The organism is Streptomyces roseoverticillatus (genome assembly GCF_000719265.1).
Classification (GTDB): domain Bacteria; phylum Actinomycetota; class Actinomycetes; order Streptomycetales; family Streptomycetaceae; genus Streptomyces; species Streptomyces roseoverticillatus.
The window spans coordinates 168,692-189,293 of sequence record NZ_JOFL01000005.1; the positions used below are offsets into that span (position 1 = coordinate 168,692).

General features: G+C 73.3%; 19 protein-coding genes, 1 tRNA gene and 1 pseudogene. 11 read left to right on the forward strand and 10 right to left on the reverse strand.

Annotated features, from left to right (window positions below; genetic code table 11):
* The gene (locus tag IF61_RS0107105; RefSeq protein ID WP_157848548.1) at positions 1-1,257 is read left to right on the forward strand and encodes a hypothetical protein; all 1,257 of its coding nucleotides are present in this window, start codon (positions 1-3) and stop codon (positions 1,255-1,257) included.
* A gap of 25 nt (positions 1,258-1,282) precedes the next feature.
* Here the strand turns inward: IF61_RS0107105 and IF61_RS0107110 are convergent, their stop codons facing one another.
* From IF61_RS0107110 to IF61_RS0107120, 3 genes are all read right to left on the reverse strand, one after another.
* On the reverse strand, positions 1,283-1,534 hold the full coding sequence (locus IF61_RS0107110) for a hypothetical protein (protein ID WP_157848549.1): 252 nt from the start codon (positions 1,532-1,534) through the stop codon (positions 1,283-1,285).
* An 11-nt stretch (positions 1,535-1,545) separates the two neighbouring features.
* On the reverse strand, positions 1,546-2,583 hold the full coding sequence (locus IF61_RS0107115; RefSeq protein ID WP_030365399.1) for a hypothetical protein: 1,038 nt from the start codon (positions 2,581-2,583) through the stop codon (positions 1,546-1,548).
* Positions 2,584-2,647: 64 nt separating this feature from the next.
* Positions 2,648-3,025 carry a hypothetical protein gene (locus tag IF61_RS0107120; RefSeq protein ID WP_157848550.1) on the reverse strand — a complete coding sequence of 126 codons (378 nt, stop codon included), beginning with the start codon at positions 3,023-3,025 and terminating at the stop codon, positions 2,648-2,650.
* A gap of 427 nt (positions 3,026-3,452) precedes the next feature.
* Here IF61_RS0107120 and IF61_RS0107125 point away from each other — a divergent pair, with 427 nt between their 5' ends.
* The gene (locus IF61_RS0107125) at positions 3,453-3,860 is read left to right on the forward strand and encodes a hypothetical protein (RefSeq protein ID WP_030365401.1); all 408 of its coding nucleotides are present in this window, start codon (positions 3,453-3,455) and stop codon (positions 3,858-3,860) included.
* Between the two features lie 111 nt (positions 3,861-3,971).
* Here IF61_RS0107125 and IF61_RS0107130 read toward each other — a convergent pair whose 3' ends face one another.
* The 3 genes from IF61_RS0107130 to IF61_RS0107140 all read right to left on the reverse strand — a co-directional run bounded on the left by IF61_RS0107130 (position 3,972) and on the right by IF61_RS0107140 (position 7,609).
* A complete protein-coding gene (locus IF61_RS0107130; protein WP_030365402.1) occupies positions 3,972-4,373 on the reverse strand; it encodes a hypothetical protein in 402 nt (133 codons plus the stop codon).
* A 190-nt stretch (positions 4,374-4,563) separates the two neighbouring features.
* Complete coding sequence (gene exaC / locus IF61_RS0107135) at positions 4,564-6,087, reverse strand: acetaldehyde dehydrogenase ExaC (RefSeq protein WP_030365403.1); 1,524 nt, start codon at positions 6,085-6,087, stop codon at positions 4,564-4,566.
* 115 nt (positions 6,088-6,202) lie between these two features.
* Positions 6,203-7,609: a helix-turn-helix domain-containing protein gene (locus tag IF61_RS0107140; RefSeq protein WP_078660016.1), complete on the reverse strand. Its 1,407-nt coding sequence runs from the start codon at positions 7,607-7,609 to the stop codon at positions 6,203-6,205.
* 104 nt (positions 7,610-7,713) lie between these two features.
* Between IF61_RS0107140 and IF61_RS33210 the strand changes: the two genes are divergently transcribed.
* Both IF61_RS33210 and IF61_RS35725 read left to right on the forward strand, forming a co-directional pair.
* Complete coding sequence (locus IF61_RS33210; protein WP_052392463.1) at positions 7,714-8,103, forward strand: holin; 390 nt, start codon at positions 7,714-7,716, stop codon at positions 8,101-8,103.
* A 276-nt stretch (positions 8,104-8,379) separates the two neighbouring features.
* Complete coding sequence (locus IF61_RS35725) at positions 8,380-9,183, forward strand: hypothetical protein (protein WP_030365406.1); 804 nt, start codon at positions 8,380-8,382, stop codon at positions 9,181-9,183.
* Between the two features lie 169 nt (positions 9,184-9,352).
* On the opposite strand, the gene IF61_RS36480 is transcribed toward IF61_RS35725, so the two are convergent.
* Positions 9,353-9,529, reverse strand: coding sequence for a zf-HC2 domain-containing protein (locus tag IF61_RS36480; protein ID WP_107042993.1), 177 nt, complete (start codon positions 9,527-9,529; stop codon positions 9,353-9,355).
* A gap of 133 nt (positions 9,530-9,662) precedes the next feature.
* Between IF61_RS36480 and IF61_RS0107160 the strand changes: the two genes are divergently transcribed.
* Positions 9,663-10,238 (forward strand): sigma-70 family RNA polymerase sigma factor, encoded by a 576-nt coding sequence (locus tag IF61_RS0107160; protein WP_030365407.1) that lies wholly within the window; start codon positions 9,663-9,665, stop codon positions 10,236-10,238.
* A gap of 218 nt (positions 10,239-10,456) precedes the next feature.
* Here the strand turns inward: IF61_RS0107160 and IF61_RS0107165 are convergent, their stop codons facing one another.
* The 3 genes from IF61_RS0107165 to IF61_RS0107175 form a co-directional block, all read right to left on the reverse strand.
* Positions 10,457-10,948: a copper chaperone PCu(A)C gene (locus IF61_RS0107165; RefSeq protein ID WP_030365408.1), complete on the reverse strand. Its 492-nt coding sequence runs from the start codon at positions 10,946-10,948 to the stop codon at positions 10,457-10,459.
* Positions 10,945-13,590 carry a heavy metal translocating P-type ATPase gene (locus IF61_RS0107170; RefSeq protein ID WP_078660029.1) on the reverse strand — a complete coding sequence of 882 codons (2,646 nt, stop codon included), beginning with the start codon at positions 13,588-13,590 and terminating at the stop codon, positions 10,945-10,947. Before IF61_RS0107170 ends, IF61_RS0107165 begins: the two co-directional genes overlap by 4 nt.
* Before the next feature lie 107 nt (positions 13,591-13,697).
* The gene (locus tag IF61_RS0107175) at positions 13,698-13,937 is read right to left on the reverse strand and encodes a hypothetical protein (protein ID WP_043188077.1); all 240 of its coding nucleotides are present in this window, start codon (positions 13,935-13,937) and stop codon (positions 13,698-13,700) included.
* Between the two features lie 237 nt (positions 13,938-14,174).
* Between IF61_RS0107175 and IF61_RS0107180 the strand changes: the two genes are divergently transcribed.
* From IF61_RS0107180 to IF61_RS36845, 6 genes and pseudogenes are all read left to right on the forward strand, one after another.
* Complete coding sequence (locus IF61_RS0107180; protein WP_030365411.1) at positions 14,175-15,458, forward strand: cytochrome P450 family protein; 1,284 nt, start codon at positions 14,175-14,177, stop codon at positions 15,456-15,458.
* A 71-nt stretch (positions 15,459-15,529) separates the two neighbouring features.
* A complete protein-coding gene (locus IF61_RS0107185; protein WP_030365412.1) occupies positions 15,530-16,453 on the forward strand; it encodes an L-tyrosine/L-tryptophan isonitrile synthase family protein in 924 nt (307 codons plus the stop codon).
* A gap of 300 nt (positions 16,454-16,753) precedes the next feature.
* Positions 16,754-16,829: transfer RNA gene (locus tag IF61_RS0107195), tRNA-Arg, on the forward strand.
* Positions 16,829-19,213: a hypothetical protein gene (locus IF61_RS0107200; protein ID WP_043188083.1), complete on the forward strand. Its 2,385-nt coding sequence runs from the start codon at positions 16,829-16,831 to the stop codon at positions 19,211-19,213. Before IF61_RS0107195 ends, IF61_RS0107200 begins: the two co-directional genes overlap by 1 nt.
* 246 nt (positions 19,214-19,459) lie before the next feature.
* Positions 19,460-20,080: pseudogene (gene dhaL, locus IF61_RS36840) on the forward strand (dihydroxyacetone kinase subunit DhaL); the annotation flags it as partial.
* Positions 20,063-20,554 carry a PTS-dependent dihydroxyacetone kinase phosphotransferase subunit DhaM gene (locus IF61_RS36845; RefSeq protein ID WP_245684434.1) on the forward strand — a complete coding sequence of 164 codons (492 nt, stop codon included), beginning with the start codon at positions 20,063-20,065 and terminating at the stop codon, positions 20,552-20,554. The pseudogene dhaL and the gene IF61_RS36845, both read left to right, overlap by 18 nt.
* Positions 20,555-20,602 lie beyond the last annotated feature (48 nt).

A 20,602-nucleotide genomic window follows, 5' to 3' on the forward strand; every position in this document is an offset into this window, starting at 1 on the left:
GTGTTCGCTGAAGACAACCGGACGTTCCTCGCCGAGCAGTACGACGTACGCCGCTCGCCCGAGCACGCGCTCGCGGCGCGCGCCGGCAACCAGCTCCTGAGCGACGTGGGCATGAAGGTCCCCATGCTGCCGTGCCACTTCCGCATCGCCGCGGCGGAGCACGCGGCCCTGGAGCGGGCCACCCGCCTGCTGGCGGACGCCCAGGACAAGGTGCTCGCGCACCTCTGCGCCACCCTGACCGCCGACGAGCTCGTGGCCATGTTCGAGGTCCGGCCGGAGATGGCCGCCCACGTCGACTGGCCGGCGCTGCCCTCGTCGGGGCTGCGCATGCTGCGCGCCGACATCATCCCCACCGGCACCGGCTACTGGTTCTGCGAGCTCAACCACTTCTCCGGAGTCGGCGGGGGCGAGGCCTACCACGCCGCGCACCTGCACGCCGAGGTCCTCGGCCGGCCGGCGACCGGCATCTCCCCGTTCCGGCAGCTCGCCCTGCAGTACGTCACGGAGTGCCGGCGCGCCGGACTCACCCGCATCGTCGTCCTCGACACGCCGGGGCACCGGGCGCAGGGGTACGGGCAGCACCTGCTGCTGCAGCAGTACATCCGCCGCACGGCCCCCGACATCGAGCTCGCCTACCACGACGAACTCACGTATCCCGCGGAGTGGCTGGAGCCCGGCGAGGCCGGGCGCACCCTGATCCACCGCCTGGTCACGTTCGACGACACCACGGACAACGGCGCGTTCCTGGCCCGGCTGCGGGCCTGCGGGGCCACGCTCTCCTGCATGTTCGAAGCCGAACTGAAGATGCACCGCCGCTGGTTCGCCCTCCTCTGCGACCCGGCCCACCACCACCTGCTCACCGCGGAGGAACGGGCGGCCATCGACCAGTACGTGCCGCACACCGCTGTCGTCGGGCCCGGCGACGTCGACGCGATGGTCGCGGACAAGGACCGCCTGGTGTTCAAGCGCAGCTACCTCTACGGAGGCAAGGGCGTCCTGGCCGGTGACCAGCACACCGCGGACGAACTGCGCGACCTGCTCACCCGCGACGACGCCACCTGGTACGCCCAGCGCCGCGTCCACGCCTCGACCGTCGGCCTGCCGGGCCCGGACGGCTCCCCGGTGCCGTACCACCTCGTCCTCGGGATGTACCTCTACGGGGACCGGACGAGCGGGCTGGTGGTGCGGGGTGCGGCGGACTCACCGGTGGTGAACGGTTCGCGGAGCGCGGGGATGACGTGGGCGTTCGTGGTGTAGCGGAGGGGGCGCGCGCCGCTGTCGGCTACCCGCGTGACGGCGGCCTCCGGGAAGCGACCACGACATAGCCCACGGCGAGGGCGAGCCCCAGAACCCCGATCCCGACGAAGCCGAGGATTTCGAGGACTCCGGCGCCGGCGGAGATCCCCCCGACGGAGCCCACGACGCCGGCCATCGTGCCCAGGATCCCCATGATGAGGGTCCGGTGGTTCCCGAAGAGCACGTGGGAAACGGGCGGATTGCCACCCCGCCCGGCCGGAGTGTTTCGTCGCTGCATCGATCCGCGCCTCACTTCCAGTGCACCCGCCCGGGATCCTTCGGCGCCATGATCTTCGCATCAGGGCGCTCGGAGGCGTGCATGGCGGGGGTGTAGGAGAAGTCCAGGCCGGTCGCGACGACAGCTGCGGGGAATCCGAAGACTTTGCCGCCGAACTTTCCTGCCTTGTTCATCAGCGTGGGCTTGCGGTGCCGCCCGCCACCGCCGGAGGTCTCCATCAGCCAGGCCTCCATGCCCGCCGCGTAGGCCGGCGTGCCGCCGATGAAATACGTCTTCGCGCTCTCCCAGTCCCGCTTCTGGATGCTGTCGGCACTGTTCATCCAGGACCGGTAGCCGAGGAACTCGGCGGCGGGCTTGATCGTGCTGTTGCCGAACTTGCCGTCCGAAGCGTGCTGCATCTTGTACGCGATCTCCTGGTCGGAGAGCAGCTTGAGCGAGATCTTCTTGTCGCTCTCCCGGCCCTCCTGCCGCCGCATCCGCCGCGCGTCCGCGAGGCCGGTCGGAGCGGTGGGCAGAAAACCGATGTCGTAGCTCTGCTTCATGCTCCGCAGCGCCCAGCTCAGCGTCTCGTCGGTCTCCCGGGCGTCTTCGAGGGCCTGCCGCGTCCGCTCCTTGTAGGACCTGATGGAGGGCTCGTACGCCTTGCGCAGGTGCTCCAGGTCCTCGGGCTTCACCTTCGCGGTGTCCACATGGACGGAACCGTCGTCCGTGTTCAAGGACAGGTGCTCGTGGCCGGCCAGTTCCGTGGCGATGCCGTCGAGTTCCTTCTTCGCGGAACGGAACGACTCCAGGCAGCTGTTGAGGAAGTCGTGGACGCTGTGCGCTTCCTGCTCCGCATTCGCCAGCTGGAAGGACAGACCGGTGATGGCCGTGGATGCGGCCTGTGCCGACTCTCCCTGCCAGTCCGACTCCTGGAGTCCTTTGGCAACCTCGGTACGGAAGGTCCGGCCCGCGTCATGAACGCGCTTGGGCAGTTTCCCCCAGGCGCCCACCGCGGAAGAGAGCTTCTCCAGATTCACGTGCCTGAGGTCCCTGTAGGTCAAGGACATGGTGCGGTTGTTCCCCCTCGGACTCGGCTCGGACTCGGACTCGGACTGAGACTCGGGCTCGGGCTCAGATGATGTCGCCGGGCTTGTACGTGTAGCGGGTCTCCTGCAGGCCCTGCTTCACCTGCTTGTCCGTGTGCCCGAAGGAGCCGGCCGCCGCTCGCAGGGCCTTCGCCAGCCCTTCCTCGCCGATCTGCCCCGCCACGTATGAGGCCCCCTTCTTCCAGGAATCGGCGAATTCACCGAACGCCCCGCTGCAAGCGAACCCCGTCAACGACCCCGAAACGTCGGACGTCTTCGACACCGCGTCCTTGTGCGCTTCCCTGAATTCCTTGGCGGCCTTGTTCTCGGCCTTGTCCGCGCGATCGCGCAACAACGCGGCCGTCACGTGAAGCTTCCCCCGTCCTTCAGCACCCGCGCCGCCACCCGCACCGTCGAGCCGCATGCGCGGGGCGTGCTCGGCCTTGGCCTCGGCGACAAGCCGCCCCCATTCCTCCTCAAACGACATCCCCTACCCCCAAGTGATAGATACCCCCCAAGCACGCTACCAACGTGCGGCCGAGGGGTATGTGACGCAGCTGTCACGGCGGGCGAAATCTCGTTAAGGCCCCGTCAAATGAGGTGCGCCGGCCCCTGGGGCCAGGTGGCGGCCCTCCGTCCCTCACCCGGATGGGCAACTCAACGACGCTGACCACTCCTTCGCAGGAGCGCGCCCCAACGGCATCGTCGTTCCCGCCCAGTTGGGGACGTTTCTCCCCACGCGCCCCCCAAACTGGATCAACTCCCCCTAGAGGCGGCAATCATCCACGATGGCACCGAAAGGTCGGGGAACCCCCCGTACCCACGTCAACAGTTATGACTCGGAGGAGAACGTGACGTTCCTGAGGAACGCCGCAGCTGCCGCGGCGATCGCCATCACGGCGGTCGCCGGCCTCGCCGCACCGGCCGGCGCCGACCCGGTGCCCAACACCGCCGACGCCCAGGCGACCAGCACCGACGGACAGAGCAAGACCAGCACCGCGGGCGTGGCGTCGGCCGCGGCCAACACCCCGGTCCAGCGCGCCTCGAGCTCCACCGAACGTGAGCTGGCCGCGAACTGCTGGAACGGCCGCACGGACGGCGGCCGAAACTTCTTCATGACGTGCAACGGCACCTCGTACCACGTGTACGTGGACTGCACGGACGGCCGCCACCTGTTCCCGGAGACCTTCTCCGGCCAGTGGGACTTCCGCCTGACCTGCCCCGCCGGGACCCGGGCCGTGTGGGGCGGCAGCTGGTAACACACCACATCGGCCGGGCGCCACGGGGCGCCCGGCCGATGGCCCCGGCGGCGCGCGCCTCGGGGGATACGACGGAGCCCCTCTCCCGGTGACAGGAGAGGGGCCGCGGGGTCACTTTTTCCGGCGCTTGCGGGGCGCGGGAATGGCCGGTGCCTCGGTCTCGCGGGCGGCAGTGAAGAAGGGCGCCATGACCTCCTCGTACTGCTTCAGGGACTCGGACCCCAGGTCGATCTCGAGCCACTTGGGCACCTGGATTTCCCTGATCTCCGTCACCGGGGAACCGTCCTCATCCACCTCCCCGGTCAGGTCCTCCATTTCCTCGGTGACCGTCACGGCGAACTTGACCGTGGTCAGATTGTCGGTCACCTCGGGCGCGAGGTCATCGAAATCGATCCGCTGAACGAAAATCGGCGTCGTGATCGTCTGACCACCGACCTCGATCGTCTTCACTCCTTCTTCCACGCCGGGCTGACCCTTGTGGGATTCGTCTACCTCAATGAATTTGGTGCCCATGGACGGCGCCTCTCCTCTTTGCTGGTGTGCGAGTAAAGTCTAGTGGAGAAAGGGTTGTTGACGCCAATTCAGGGAGAGCTGACCTATCGTCACACAGATGTCGTCGGCGGATCTCCGGTGACCGGATATGGAGTCTCGACGAAAGGCGCCTGATGGACAAATGGCCGGTTCGGGCGCCTTTCTCATGCCGCTAGAAGAAGCCCAGCTTCTTCGGGGAGTACGAGACGAGCAAGTTCTTCGTCTGCTGGTAGTGGTCCAGCATCATTTTGTGGCCCTCGCGGCCTATGCCTGACTGCTTGTAGCCGCCGAAGGCGGCGTGGGCCGGGTAGGCGTGGTAGCAGTTGGTCCAGACGCGGCCGGCCTGGATGGCTCGGCCGGCGCGGTAGGCCGTGGTGCCGTTGCGGGTCCAGACGCCGGCGCCCAGGCCGTAGAGCGTGTCGTTGGCGATCGAGATCGCGTCGTCGAAGCCGGTGAAGGGTGTTACCGCTACTACCGGGCCGAAGATCTCCTCCTGGAAGACGCGCATGTCGTTGCGGCCTTCGAGGATCGTGGGCTGGACGTAGTAGCCGCCGGCCAGTTCGCCGCCGAGGTCGGCGCGGTGGCCGCCGGTGAGGGTGCGGGTGCCTTCCTGGCGGCCGATGTCGAGGTAGGAGAGGATCTTCTCCAGCTGGTCGTTGGAGGCCTGGGCGCCGATCATCGTGGCGGTGTCCAGGGGGTGGCCCGGGACGATCTGTTCGGTGCGGGCTTTCGCTGCCTCCAGGAAGGCCGCGTAGTGGCCCTGCTGGATGAGGGCCCGGGACGGGCAGGTGCAGACCTCGCCCTGGTTGAGGGCGAACATGGTGAAGCCTTCGAGGGCCTTGTCCAGGAAGTCGTCGTCCGCGGCGGAGACGTCGTCGAAGAAGATGTTCGGGCTCTTGCCGCCGAGTTCGAGGGTGACCGGCTTCAGGTTCTCCGAGGCGTACTGCATGATCAGGCGGCCCGTGGTCGTCTCACCGGTGAAGGCGATCTTCGCCACGCGGGGGCTCGACGCCAGGGGCTTGCCCGCCTCGGCGCCGAAGCCGTTGACGATGTTGACCACGCCCGGCGGGAGGAGGTCGGCCACCAGCTCCATCCACACGTGGATCGAGGCCGGGGTCTGCTCCGCCGGTTTGAGGACGACCGCGTTGCCCGCCGCCAGGGCCGGGGCGAGCTTCCACGCCGCCATCAGGATCGGGAAGTTCCACGGGATGATCTGGGCGACGACGCCCAGCGGCTCGTGGAAGTGGTACGCGACCGTGTCCGCGTCGATCTCCGACAGGCCGCCCTCCTGGGCGCGGATCGCGCCCGCGAAGTAGCGGAAGTGGTCGATCGCGAGCGGGATGTCGGCGGCGAGGGTCTCGCGGACGGGCTTGCCGTTCTCCCAGGATTCGGCGACCGCGAGCGCCTCCAGGTGCTGCTCCATGCGGTCCGCGACGCGGTTCAGCACGGCGGCCCGCTCGGCCACGGGGGTGCGGCCCCAGGCCGGGGCGGCCGCGTGCGCCGCGTCCAGGGCGCGTTCGACGTCCTCGGCGGTGCCCCGGGCGATCTCGGTGAACGGCTGCCCGTTCACCGGCGTCGGGTTCTCGAAGTAGCCGCCCTGCTTGGGCGGTACGTACTCGCCGCCGATCCAGTGGTCGTAGCGCGGGCGGTACGAGACCACCGCGTCGGGGGAGCCGGGGCTGGCGTAGCGAGGCATGGGGACGGCCTTCCCTTCCGGGTTCCGGTTTGCTGCCGGTCTGCTGCTGATCTACCGGCGTCCGCTTCCTGTGCGGGCGGCGGCGACCGGCAGGAGCTCCAGGGCGCTCAGGACGCTAGGGCCGGGGACGTTGCGTGAACGTTGCCCGGTCGGCAGACAGGCCCGGCGCCGCGGCCCGTACCCCCGGCGCCCCGGTTCCTCCGCCCCGCGCCGCCGCCCGTAAGCCCGCCGCCCCCGCCCGTACGCCCGGAGCCGCGCCCCCTGCGCCCGGCCCTCCCGGCGCGTACAGCTCCCGTAACCTCCGTGCCTCCGCCGCCACCCCGCCCCGCTGCGGCGCGCTCGCCGGCAACGCCGCCAGCAGTCTCTCCCACACCTCCAGGTCCTCCTCGCCCCACGCGCTGTCCGCCCACAGCTGCAGCGCCCATGCGTCCCCGCAACTCAGCACCGCCCGCCGCAGCCGCCCCTCCACCACCCGCCGCACCCGGCACACCCCCGGCGCCTCGGAGGAAGGCAGCAGAGGCCCGTCGTACGAGCGGAGCGCCCCGCGCACGTCGCCCGCCGCCAGCTCCCGCTCCACCCGTGCGACGTCCGTCGCGACGGGCGCGCACAGCCGGTACGGGCGCGAGCCGAGCAGCGGTCCCACCAGCCGCCGCAGCCGCGACAGCTCGGCGCGCAGCGTCACCGGCGGCACGAGGCGCTCCCCGTACAGCGCCGTCGCCAGCTGATCCCCGGTCAGCCCTTCGGGGTGCGCGGCCAGCAGGACGAGGATCTCGCTGTGCCGCCGGCCCAGGTGCACCCGGCGGCCGTCCGCCGTCGCCAGGACCGCCTCGTCACGGCCGAGGGCCGACAGGAACGGCCCTGTCCCGGCGCCGGCCGCCAGTCTCGCCTCGGCCGCCAGCGCGGTCGCCCGGACCAGCGCCAGGCTGTGCGGAACGGCGAGCTGGTCGCCGCCGGTGAGGTCCACCGCGCCCAGCAGCCGCCCGGTCCGCGGATCGTGCACGGGCGCCGCCGCGCACGACCACGGCTGGACCGCGCGGTTGTAGTGCTCGGTGGCGAAGATCTGCACGGCGTGGTCGAGGGCGAGGGCCGTACCGGGCGCGTTCGTGCCCGCGTGCCGCTCGTCCCAGCGGGCACCGGCGACGAAGTTCATGGCCTCGGCCCGGCTCCGTACGCCCCGGTGCCCCTCGACCCACAGCATCCGGCCGTACGCGTCGCAGACCGCGAGCAGGTGCGCCCCGTCGTCGGCGATCGTGCCGAGCAGCTCTCTGAAGAGCGGCATGACGGAGGCCAGCGGGTGCGCCCGCCGGTACTCCTCCAGCTCCGCGCCGTCCAGCTCGACCGGTGCCAGGAAGTCGGCCGCGGGCAGCGCGGCCGCCGACCGCCGCCACGAGCCGGCGACCACCGGGCGGACGCCCGCCCCCACCGTGCCTCCGGTCACGAACTCCTCGTGCGCGCCGCGGACCGTACGGCTCCGCTCGGCAGGGTCGTCGCCGGTACCCATCGCCGGCCAGGAATCGGCCACCTGGTCCCTCCTCACGTGCAGTTCCGGGGCTTGCGGTGCGGGCCGCGCCGCCACGACGCTTCCCTTACCCATCGGACACGAACGGAAGAGACGAAGAAACAGTCATGCAGAAAGCGCAGAAAGTCCTGCTCGACATCCTTGAGCGCACCGCCGCCGCCTACATCACCACCTTCCTCGGTCTCCTCCTCGCCGACGGGTTCGACCTCACTGACGTCTCCGCCCTCAAGGCCGCGGCCATCGCCGCCCTGCCCGCCGCCCTCTCGGTGATCAAGGGCGCGATAGGCACCCGCTTCGGTGACAAGGGCAGCGCGGCCTGGCTGCCGGGCAGCGGTCGCATCCGCGGTCGCGGCCGCAAGCCCCGCAAGGCGGCGGCAGAAGACCCGAAGACCACGAAGACCACAGGGGCCGGGGGGACCACGGAGGCTGCGAAGGCCGCCAAGGCGACGGAGGCCGGCGCGGCCACGGACCGCTCCACCGGCACGACCGGAGGCTGATCGTTCACACGGGGTGTGAGCCGCGCACCCGCGATCGCCCCCGCACACACGCTCCCGCGCGCGCCCGTACCGCGCTTGACTCGGTTCTGCGAGTCCCAATGGAGCGACGGGACCCCCGGGCCGTCGGTCCTTCCCCCGAGCCGGCGACCCACCCGCCTCGTACCGCCGGGCGGACGGTACGGGGCGGGCCCGTGCGCCCGTGCGGGGGGTTCGCACGGGCGTCAGTGCGCACCCCGCCGCCGCGCCGCGCGGCGCGGATGCAACGATGTCCACGTCATGAGAGCAGGGCCGCAGCCGGAACAGGGACCGCGAGCGCTGCGAGCCGCGGTGTTCGCAGCGGTCTGTGTGCTGCTCGCTGCCCTGGGCCACGCGGTCATGTCCGGCACGACGGTCCCGTGGTGGGCCGTCGCCGTCGCGCTGTGCGGCACGGGCAGCGGAGCATGGTTTCTCGCGGGCCGCGAGCGCGGGCCGCTGCTGGTCACGCTCGCCACCGTCGGCGCCCAGACCGGCCTGCACTTCTTCTTCGCACTGGCGCAGAACGTCGTCGTGAACACGGCCCGGGCCGCCCGGCTGGGACTGGACCCGGGCATGCCCGTGGATCACAGTGCCATGCCCTCCATGGGCGACGTGCCCTCCATGGGGGACATGGCCGGCAACGCCATGTCCACGGGTATGGATCCCGCCATGGACATGGGTATGGGCATGGGCACGGGCATGGGTCATTCCATGTCCATGGGCATGGACCACGGCGCCATGGCCTCCATGGGCGGCATGGCCGGCCACTCCATGTCCATGCACGCAGGCCACGGCGCCCTCGGCATGTGGTCCGCGCACGTCCTCGTGGCCGTCGTCTGCGGCATGTGGCTCGCCGGCGGCGAACAGGCGGCCTTCCGGCTCGCCCGCATCGTCCGCAGCAGCCTCTTCGTCCCGCTCCTCGTCGTCCTCGGTGCCGTACCCGCGCCCTCCGGACCGCCGCGCATCCGCGCCGACCGGAGCCGCGCCGCGCAGCGCCTGCGGCAGCTGCTGTACGCGCATGTCCTCTCCCGACGTGGTCCGCCGGCCCGCCTCGCCGTCAGCTGACTGACGGCGACCTCCGGCACCGCATCACGTCACCGGGCCCGTCCCGTTCCTCGGGCTGCCCGGATTCCAGGAAGGACACAGGGCGATGACCCCTGCCCGTACGGGGGACGTGCCACGCAGGCACGCCGCTCCCGCCACCCCCTCGGCCGCCTCGGCTCCCGCAACCGTCTCAGCCCAGGTCGAACCGCGCCGCGAGAAGCTTCAGCCGGCGTGCCCGATCGCCCCACGCACAGCACTCGGCGCAGCCCAGCAGGTGCGCGTCGAGGGCCGCGCCGGTCACCCCCGGCGGCAGGTCCTCGCCGTCGACGCGGGCGGACAGGGCGGTACGGAACTCACTGCAATGCACCCCGCCATCGTCCCCGGTGCCGCTTTTGCCCCGTGCATCACCCCCCGGGCTGCCCACACCCCCCGGTCTGCCCACACCCCTCGGGCTCCCCGAATCTCCCGGGCTCCCCGCACTATCCGTGGGGGAGGCCGCCATGCGTGATGACGAGACGGTGACCGCCTGGGCGCTCGCCGCCCGCGGCGGTGACGCCGACGCGGTGGAGTGCTTCATCCGGGCCACGCAGAACGACGTGCGCCGCTACGTCGCACGGCTCAGCAACGACCCGCAGGGCGCGGACGACCTCGTCCAGGAGACGTACCTGCGGGCCCTGCGCTCGCTGCCCCGCTTCGAGGGCCGCTCGTCGGCCCGTACGTGGCTGCTGACGATCGCCCGCCGCACGGTGGTCGACCGGCTGCGCTTCAACGCGGCGCGCCCGCGCGTGTCGGACACCGACGACTGGCAGTCGGCGGCCGAGCGTGCCCAGACGGCGCAGCTGCCCGGCTTCGACGAGGGCGTCGCGCTGTCGCAGCTGCTGGACCGGCTGCCGTACGAGCGCCGCGAGGCGTTCGTGCTCACCCAGATGCTGGGCCTGCCCTACGCGGAGGCCGCCGTCGTCGCGGGCTGCCCCGTCGGCACGGTGCGGTCGCGCGTCGCGAGGGCCCGCGAGTCGCTGATCTGCCAGCTGGAGACGGCGGAGCGGGACGCGGTGCGCATTCCGGTCGCGGCGTAGGTCCTTCCGGCGGGTGACGTGAACGCACTGGTTGCGGAGGCCGCGCATTCCGCCGGACTCTCACCGCCGTGGTCGCGCGCCGCTGCGGCGGGCACGTTTCGCCGCAGCGGCGGCGCGTGACCACGACGTGGTGGACCGGCAGTGTCGCGGCCCCGGTGGCTCGGCGGCGGCACCCGGTAGGAGGGTGGCGGGGCATGCGGCCCCGCCACCCTCACCCGTCAGCGGCTGCCCGGCCGGACGACCTCCGCCTCCACCCGTACCGTCCCCGCCTCCCGGAAGCGCAGGACGACGGGCAGCCGGTCGCCGAGCTTCAGCCGCGGCGGGGCCCACACCATCACGTCCAGGCCGTGCGGGGACATCTCCAGCGTGCCGCCGGACGGCAGGGGAGCGGACTGCACCATCTCCATGTGGCCCGCGCCCTTGCGCACCACGGTGCGGCTGAGCATCGCGCCCCCGGCCGTGGGCGCGTCGACGCCGATGAGTTCGTCGTCGGCGTCGCCCTCGTTCCGTACGCGGAAGAAGGCGGCGGTGTCGTCCCGGCCGAGCGGCAGCAGCACCCGTGCCTCCTCGACCGTGACGGCCGGCGGCCGGCCCGCCGCGCCCGAGGCCGTCCAGGCGCAGAGCCCGCCGAGGGCCACGGCGCCGGCGACGACCGGCACGAGCGCGGCGCGCCCGGCGGAGGCGAGGGCGGAGGGAACCGAGAGCTTCATGCGTCACCTCGCGAGGAGACCGGGGCGGCAGCGTGCCGGCCGGGGGAACCGTGGGAACCAGAGGCTGCGGGGCCGCGCCGCGGGCCCCTGCCCGCCGCCGCCCGCGAGGGCACCGGCTGCCAGCCGCGCAGCCGCAGGCTGTTCGCGACCACCAGCACCGAGCTGACGGACATCGCCGCCGCCGCGACCATCGGGCTGAGCAGGCCCACCGCCGCCAGCGGCAGCGTGACCAGGTTGTAGCCGAACGCCCACGCGAGGTTGGCCCGTACCGTGGCGGACGTCCGCCGGGCCAGCCGGACGGCGTCGGCCAGGGCGCCCATGTCCTCGCGGACCAGCGTCACGTCCGCGGCGCCGATGGCCGCGTCCGTGCCGCCGCCCATCGCGATGCCGAGGTCCGCGCCGGCCAGCGCGGCCGTGTCGTTGACGCCGTCGCCGATGACGGCCACCCGGCGGCCCCGGGCGCGCAGCTCGCGGACGAGCTCGGCCTTGTCCTCGGGCGTGGCCCGCGCGTGCACCTCGGTGATGCCGAGTCCGGCGGCGACGGCCCGCGCCGCGCCCTCGCTGTCGCCCGTCGCGAGGACGGGCCGCAGGCCGAGCCGCTTGAGGTGGTCGACGGCGCGGTACGAGCCGGAGCGGACGGTGTCGCCGAGGACGATCACGGCTTCGGGCGTGCCGTCGACGCGGACGACGACCGCGGTCCGGCCGTCGCGCCCGGCGGCCTCCACGGCGTCGGCGAGCACCTGGGGGAGACGGCCGCCGTCCGACGGGACCGGCTGCCCCTTACGCGCCTTCTGCCCGCTCTTCCCGGGCTTCCCGGGCTGCCGGGCGGCGGGCGCCGCCGCGGCGGGGGCGGCGTCCGGCCGTACGACCTCGACGAGCCGCTCACCGACGCGCCCCGCGACACCCCGGCCGGGGGTGGCCGTGAAGCCGGTGACGTCCGGCAGGGCGGGTGCGTCCGGCGTGACTGGTGAGTCTGAGGTGACTGGTGAGTCCGAGGTGACTAGTGCGGTCGATGCGGTCAGTGAGGTCGATGCGCTCGGCACGGTCGGTGCATCCGCCGTGCTCACCGTGTTCACCGCGCCTGCGGCGTTCGTCGTGGCGACCGCCGTGCCTGTCCCGCCGGAAGCGCCCGCCGGCGTCCCCGCGGCCTCCGCGGCTTCAGCCGCTCCCGAAGCGCCCCGCGCCGTCCCGTCCGCAGCCCCTTCCGTGGTCCCCTCAGCCTCCGCGTACGCGCACACCGCCCGCCCCACCGGGTGCTCCGAACCGCGCTCGACCGCCGCGGCCAGCCTCAGCGCCGCCTCCGCGCCGAGGCCGTCCGGCCGTGCCGTCACGCCCGTCACCGCCATCGAACCCGTCGTCAGCGTGCCCGTCTTGTCCAGGACGACCGTGTCCACGCGGCGCAGCCCCTCCAGCGCCTGCGGCCCGCTGACCAGGATGCCCAGGCCCGCGCCGCGGCCCGTCGCCGCCAGCAGGGCCGTGGGCGTGGCCAGGCCGAGCGCGCACGGGCAGGCGACCACGAGGACCGCGACCGCGGCGGTGACGGCCGCCTGCGGCGAGGCGCCCGCGCCCAGCCAGAAGCCGAGCACCGTCACGGCGACGGCCAGCACCGCCGGCACGAAGACGCCGGCGACGGCGTCGGCCACGCGCTGCGCCTTCGCCTTGCCGGCCTGCGCCTCCTCCACCAGTTTCGCGATCCGGGCGAGCCGGGTGTCCGCGCCGACCGCCTCGGCCCGCACCTCCAGCAGCCCGCCGGAGTTGACGGCGCCGCCGACGACGGACGAGCCCGGACCGGCCTCCACGGGCGCGCTCTCGCCGGTCACCAGCGACAGGTCCAGCGCCGAACTGCCCGCGACGACGACGCCGTCGGTCGCGACGCGCTCGCCGGGCCGGACCACGAAGCGGTCGCCGACCCGCAGCCGCTCGATCGGCACGCGGCGCTCCGTACCGTCCGCGTCCCGCACGAGCACGTCCTTCGCGGCGAGCGAGGCGAGGGCCCGCAGCGCCGACCCCGTGCTGTGCCGCGCCCGCGCCTCCAGCAGCCTGCCGATCAGCACGAACAGGGGGACGCCCACGACCGCTTCGAGGTACACGTCCGCCGTGCCGCCCGCCATCGAGGGCACCAGCGTGAACGGCATCCGCATGTCCGGCCGCCCCGCGCCACCGAAGAACAGGGCGTACGCGGACCAGGAGTAGGAGGCGAGCACACCGAGCGAGACGAGCGTGTCCATGGTCGCGGCCGAGTGCCGCAGACCGCGCAGCGCCCGCTCGTGGAAGGGCCACGCGCCCCACACGGCGACCGGCGTCGCGAGCACGAAGCACAGCCACTGCCAGTTGCGGAACTGCAGGCCGGGAGCCATGGACAGGACGAGTACGGGTACGGACAGCAGCGCCGTGATCAGCAGCCGGGTGAGCGCGCCGCCGGCCTCCGCGTCCTGCCCCTCGCCCGAATCCGGCACGGCTTCGGGCTCGGGCAGCGCCGCGGTGAAGCCGGCGCCCTCGACGACCGCCATCAGCTCGGCCGCGGTGACCCCGGCGGGGTGGGAGACGCGGGCCCGGCCGGTGGCCAGGTTGACGGTCGCGCTCACGCCGTCCACCCTGCCCAGCTTCTTCTCCACGCGCGCGACGCACGCGGCGCAGGTCATCCCGCCGACGATCAGCTCGGTGGTCGCGGTCGCGGTAGCGGTAGCGGGAACAGCCACGGTGTCGTTGGTCGTGTTCGTGCTGTCGTTGTTCGTGTTCGTGCTTGTGGTCACCGGCCACCGCCCATGCCGTGCATCCCGCCCATGCCGTTCATGCCATCCATGCCGCCCATCCCGCCGCCGGAACCCGATCCGGAACCGGAACCGGAGCCACCGCCGGTGCGGTGTATCCCGGGAGCGGCCGGCCCGGCGGCCGTGCCGACGGCGTACGCGACTCCGAAAAGGGCTGCCAGGAGCAGGACGAAACCGGCCAGGGTTCCGTACGGACTGAGGGGGCGACGAACGGTCATCCGGTCATCGTGGCACGCGGCGCGGCCCGTTCGGCCGCCCGCGACCGGCCCCCGGCGCGTGAGGATTGTCCCCTCTGTCCGCGGGAACCAGGGGCCGTCCGCGACCGACTACCTGGAGATACGGAACCCGTACGCGCAACGGGACACCCGTACGAACTTTCGCCGCACCGGCGGGAACTCACCCCGCCGTCCATCCGACTTCTCAGGGGTCCACGACTTCGCGAGGAGCCCTTCACCGTGTCCCTGCCCGAGCCGTCCGAGCCGTCCGAGGCTTCCGCGCTGCCCGATCCGGTCCCCCTCTACGGGCCCGGTTACAAGCGGGACCCCTACCCGCTGTACGCGCGCATGCGGGAGGCCGGCCCGATCCACCGGGTCCTCTTCCCCAGCGGGGTCACCGCCTGGCTCGTCACCGGGCACGAGGCCGCCCAGAAGACCCTCGCCGACCCCCGGCTCGGCAAGAACCACGACCGCGGCAACGACCGCTGGCGCGAGCGCGCCTCGATCATGCCCGAGCCGCAGCACTCGCAGCTGCAGGTGCATCTGCTCCACCAGGACCCGCCCAAGCACACCACGATGCGGCGCCTGGTGACGGACGCGTTCGCGCCGCGGCGCGTCGAGGGGATGCGGGCGCGCTTCCAGGAGATGGCCGACGCGCTCGTCGACGCGATGCCGGCGGAGGCGGACTCCGCCGACCTCGTGCGGTGCTTCGCCGCCCGCTTCCCCTTCCAGGTCCTCGCCGAGGTCATCGGCCTGCCGCCGCACCTGGCCGCGCGCTTCCGCCGCGAGTGGGGCAAGGTCGTGGCGCCCGTCGGCCCCGCGGATCCCGGGCGGCCCGCCTACGAGGCGCTGCTCCGCGAACTCCAGGGCTACATCGCGGAGGTCGTCGCCGACCGCCGCGGCGCGCCCGGCGACGGGCTGCTCAGCCGGCTGGTCGCCGCCCGCGACGGCGGCGAACTGACGCAGGAGGAGCTGGACTCCATGATCTTCCAGCTGCTGGTGGCCGGCCAGGAACCCGTCACCAACCAGATCACCACCGCCATGGTGGCCCTGCTCCGCCGGCCCGACGCGCTGGAGCGGCTGCGGGCCGAACCGGAACTCATGCCCGCCGCCGTCGAGGAACTCATGCGCCTCGACAGCGCCTTCGAGCTGACGACCTGGCGGTTCCTCGCCGAAGACGCGGACCTGCACGGCACGCGGGTGCCCGCCGGCGACTCCGTGATCGTCTCCCTGTGCGCCGCCAACCGCGACCCCGAGCGCTTCCCCGACCCCGACGCCCTCGACCTGGACCGGGCCCAGGGCCCGCACCTCGCCTTCGGCCACGGCGTTCACTTCTGCCCCGGTGCGGCCCTCGCCCGGATCGAACTCCAGGTGGCCCTCGGAACGTTGCTGGCCCGGCTGCCCGGCCTGCGGCTCGCCGTGCCCGAGGAGGAGCTGTCCTGGATCCCCGCCGTCCTCGGCCGCGGCACCGCCGAGCTGCCCGTCGCCTTCGACCGGCCCGTCTGCCCGCGCGGGCGGGGGTGAGCGCGGCCGTGTCCTCCCAGGCCACACTGACCCCTCCGGCGGCAGTTGCCGCCCCTTCGCCCGTAGAGGCTTTGGAAACCGTAGAGGCTCTGGAAACCGTAGAGGCGAACATCCTCCGCCTCCTCCTGCCGTACCACCGCACCACCGGGACGAGGTCCGCGAACCCCGCGGACTTCCCGGAGCAGTTGCACCAGATACGGCAGTTCACGGACGCCGGTGAGCCCGTCCTCTTCACCCTGCCCGGCTTCCCGTGCAAGTCCCCCAACCCCGCCAAGGTCCTCGGGCACCTGCCCGACGAGGGCGAACGCCTCTCGCTCGCCTTCCTCGACCGGCTCTGCGCGCGCATCGGCGAGACCTACGCGCCCGGCGCGCGGATACTGATCTGCTCCGACGGCCACATCTTCGGAGATCTCATCCACGTGCCCGACGAGCACATCGACGCCTACGGTGACGAGCTGCGCGCGATGATCGCCGGGGAAGGGCTCGGCCGGCTGGACACGTTCGACATGCGCGACGTCCACGGGGACCTGGACCACGACACCAAGCGGCGGCTCGTGACGGAGGCGTACGCGCCGCCGGTCGGCGAACTGCGGGCCCTGGTGCGCGGCGACGAGGAGACGGCACGGCTCTACCGCGGCATCACCCGCTTCCTCGTCGAGGACACCGCGGACCACGCCGGCACGCGGTCCGCGCTGCAGCGCGAGTGCCGGGTCCGCGCGTACGGCGTGATCGCGCGCAGCCGCGCCTGGGGCGACCTCATCGCCGACTGCCACCCCCGGTCCGTCCGCCTGTCCATCCACCCGCAGCGCCCGGGCGCGGAGAAGTTCGGCATCCGCCTGCTGGAGGCGGCGGACGCGTGGGCCACGCCATGGCACACGGCGGTCCTGCGGGGGCGCGGGGGAGAAGCGCGCCTCGTACACCGGGCGGAGGCGGAGAGGCTGGGGCACCTGGTGCTCCGCGGGGGCCGCCCGAGCCACTTCGAGGAACGCCCGTGAGCGCTGCCGGGCGTCCGGCGATCGCTCAGTCGGTCAGCACCCTCACCACGGCCCGGAGCACGCGCCACAGCCCGCCCAGGGCTCCCAGCTCGATCGCGGTGTCCGCGGCGTCCACGGCCAGCTCGGCCCGTTCGCCGCGCCGGCACCGCCGGCACTGACCACGCCGGAAGCGGCCCTCTCGGCCGCAGCTCCTGCACGTACCCCCGTGATTCCACATGACCATGATTATCCCGCGGCGCTCGCAGGGCAGCGGAAAGCCGTTTGCCCGCCCGCCCCTGCCGTGTCTAACCTGCTTGCCATCGGCGTGTAGATCAGTCAGTAGATCACCGGGCTCCTTACCCGGAGGGCGCAGGGGCGGAACCTGCCACGCCGGCCATGAAGGAACAAAATGCGCATGCGACACAGCAAACCGTAGCCGTCCACGCGGGATACCCGGTGGGCCAGTTGGCCCGGGCGTTCACCACCGCGGCGACGCATGAGTCCCCGGACACCCGCCGCCGTGCCGAGGAACGGATCCGCCGCTGGCGGGACGTCGTGGCCGGCATGGCCGGCGGACGGCTGACGCCCGGGTCGCGCACCCCCGTGGCGGGGCTCCCCGCCTGGGTCACCCCCGAGGTCGTCCGGGGCGGCTTCGCGACGGGCGCCGCGAGCGCCGGCGGGCCCCTCCTGCCGTACGAGACGGAGACCGCACGCCGTGCGGGCATACCCGCCGACCGGGCCGCACTGTTCGCATACTGGCTGAGCGACGCGGGCCTCGCAGAACTGAACGCCCTGCTCGACAGCGGGGCGTACGAGGTGGCCGTGCCCGAGGAGGCCGCGCTGCTCACCGTCGCCTGGCTGCTGCGCTCCGGCGACCGGGTCGGCGCCCTGCGCCTGCTGGAGAAGCTCCGGCCGTTCGCCGGACGGCTGCGCTTCGCTCCCCGCCCGGGTGCCGCACCCTTGTCCGGCTCCGGCTCCGGCTCCGGCTCCGACTCCGGCTCCGGCTCCGCCGACGCGGCGGTCGCGCACCGGCTCACCGTGGGCGAGGCGGCCCGGGCCGTCGGCCGGCGCCGCCCCAACCGGGCCGTCGAGTCCATGCGCGAAGCCCTCGCCGTCTGGAACCCGTTCTTCGACGAGATGCTCGCGCTCTGGCTGGAGACCGCCGCCGGCGGCCGTGTCCTGGCCCGTACCCCGGACGAGGACTGGATCGCGCGCGGCAGGCAACTGCTCCGGCGGTACGAGCGGCTGTCCTCCGAGCACACGCTGTGCACCAAGCACCGCAAGCCCGGCGAGAATCCGTCCGCCCTGCGGCTCGCGCTGGAGGCGTACGTGACGGGCCGGACGCTGGACCCGGCATGCTGCGGCCGGCTCCAGCACGCCGTCGACTCGATGGTGCGGCGGCGCGGCGAGCCCGGATCCGGGCGCCACGGCGAGCTGCGCGCACGGCAGGCGACGGAGGCCGCGCGCCCCTCGCACCACGCCCTGGCCCAGCTCGTGGCCCGCCGCCTGTCCGGCCTCCCGCAGGACACCGGCACGCCCGACGTCGGGCCGCTCGTCGCGCCGGTCACCGAGGAGGAGGCGCGGGTGAGCAGCGGCCTCACCGCCGGGGCGGAGATCCCGGAGCAGACGCGGCGGGTGGTCGAGTCGGCGCTCAGCGCCCCGCTCGCCACGCTGGTCGCGCGCGGCGTCGTGCCCTCGGCCGAGGTCCTGGCCGGGCTGGTCCCGCAACTCGTCGCGTCGACCACCGCGCTCGCCTACCCCGATGAATCGCTGCGCGCGCTCATGACGGCCCATTACCGGGCCTTCCGCAACCGCCGCTCCCTGCTCCTGCTCAACCTCGAACGCCAGGTGCGCATCGAGGAACTGCCGTGGGTGGCGGCGGTCGCCCGGCAGCGCCGGAAGGACGAGGCGGGCAGCGGCGCCCGGACGGCGCTGGTGCACCTGGCGGAGGTCGCGCTCCAGGGCTTCCCCGCCACGATCCTGCCGAACCCGCTGGTCCGCGAGCTGTCCACGCTGGCCGGGCAGGCGGGTGAGGACGTGCCGTTCGTCGAGGAGCTCGCCGCCGACATCTTCATGGGGACGTTCTCCGGCAAGTTCCTGGCCTCGGCGGCAGTCGCCGGGCGGCTCCTCGGCGGCTCGCTCTACGAGTGCTACTACGGCCTCGACTACGAGCTGGTCGTCGCTCTGGAGGAGGACACGCGCGGCCGCGGGCTCCTCGGCCCGGGCACGTCCGCGCAGCGGGACTTCGCGGATCTGTGCCATGCGTACGCCGGCACGCGGCACCGCGGGTGGTCGGTGGCGGCCAACGGCACGGTGATCGAGCAGGCCCAGATCCTCACCACGCACAACCTCGCCGCCCTCGCCGGCCCGCTCGGCGCCGCCCCGGCACCGGGCTGGGCCGACCTGGCCCGGCGCTCCTTCACCACCGTGTGCAGGCTGACGGCGCGGATCCCGCACCACCCCCGCCCCCTGCCCACGATCAAGGACGCGGCGTACGCGTGGCGGCAGATGCTCTTCCACCTCTCGCTGTGCCTGCCGGACGAGCAGGCCGCGGTCCTGGCCGCGCTGGACGACGAGGCGGCCCGGCACCCGGGCCACGTCGCGGCCCGGCTCGCCCCCGCCCTGGCCGGCCTGCGACTGACCGCCGAGGGCGGGTCCTTCGACGCCGACGGCACGGCGGATGGCGGGCGGGCCCGCCGCTTCCTCGGCTGGGCGACGGAGCGGCACTGGATGCGGGACGCTCCCGGGTCGTCAGCGGAGGAACGCCAGCGCCTGCTGTGACACCGTGCCATCGGTGAGCCCGGTGTCATGTCCTTGCACCCCTGGTCCCACAGCGCGCACAGGTACGCCGGGCCGGTGCCGTGGTCGGGCCCGCCGAGCGAGACCCAGTGCGCGGCCTTGGGTGTACCGGACACCGCCCGCCCCCGGGCGATCACGCGGGCGACGCTCGCACATTACGCTGAGCCGGGCCGGGCCTTGCTGTTCACGGAGTTGTTCACGGAGCCGTCCACCGAGGAGTCACCGCACATGACCGTCCCGCTCGACCTCGCCTTCTTCCGTCGCTTTCTCGAGCGCGCCACGCGCGTGATCGTGGCGGAGTCGGCGTACCTCACCGAACTCGACGCCGCCATCGGCGACGCCGATCACGGCGCGAACCTCAAGCGCGGGTTCACCTCCGCCGCCGAGGCGGTGGCCGCCGAGCCGCCGGCCACGCCGGGGGCGCTGCTGACGGCCGTCGGCGTGCATCTGACGAACACCGTGGGCGGGGCGTCGGGGCCGTTGTACGGGACGGTGCTGCGGCGGATGGGGAAGATCCTGGGCGAGGACCCCGTGGTCGAACCGGAGGCGCTGGGGCGGGCGCTCGGTGCCGCCGTGGCGAGCGTGCGGCGGCTCGGGGACTCGGCGCCCGGGGACAAGACGATGGTCGACGCGCTGCAGCCGGCCGCCGACGCGTACGCCGCCGCCCTGCCGCAGGGCGTCGTGGCCGCGCTGGACGCCGCCGCGCGGGCGGCCCGCGAGGGCGCCGGGGCTACGATCCCGCTGCAGGCCCGCCGCGGTCGGGCGAGCTATCTGGGCGAGCGCAGCATCGGCCACCAGGACCCGGGCGCGACGTCGTCCGCGCTGCTGGTCATGGCGCTGTACGAGGCCACGGACCCGGAGCTGTGCGCGGTGCCGCCGGAGCGGGAGGCCGCGGCTGCCGAGGCCCCCGCGCAGGCCGCGCCCGCGGGCCGGGTCGGGATCGTGCTGGTCTCGCACAGCCGCGAGGTCGCCACCTCGACCGCGGAGCTCGCGAAGGCCCTGACCGGCACGGGCGACCCGGCCCCGGCGGCCCCGGCCGGCGGGCTGCCGGACGGTTCGGTCGGCACCAGTGCCGAGCTGGTGCGCCGGGCGGTCGGAGCCGCGGACCAGGGTCAGGGGGTGGCGGTCTTCTGCGACATGGGCAGCGCCGTCCTCACGGTCAAGGCGCTGCTCGCCGAAGGCTTCGGCGGCTCCGGCGTGCGCATCGCCGACGCCCCCTTCGTGGAGGGCGCGGTGGCCGCCCTGGTGACGGCCTCGGCCGGCGGCGACCTCGCGGCCGTGCTCGCCGCGGCGGACGACGCCCGCACCTACCGCAAACTCTGAGTCAAGAGGCGGCGGCACCAAGATCGCAGCGGTGGCCGGGACGCATCA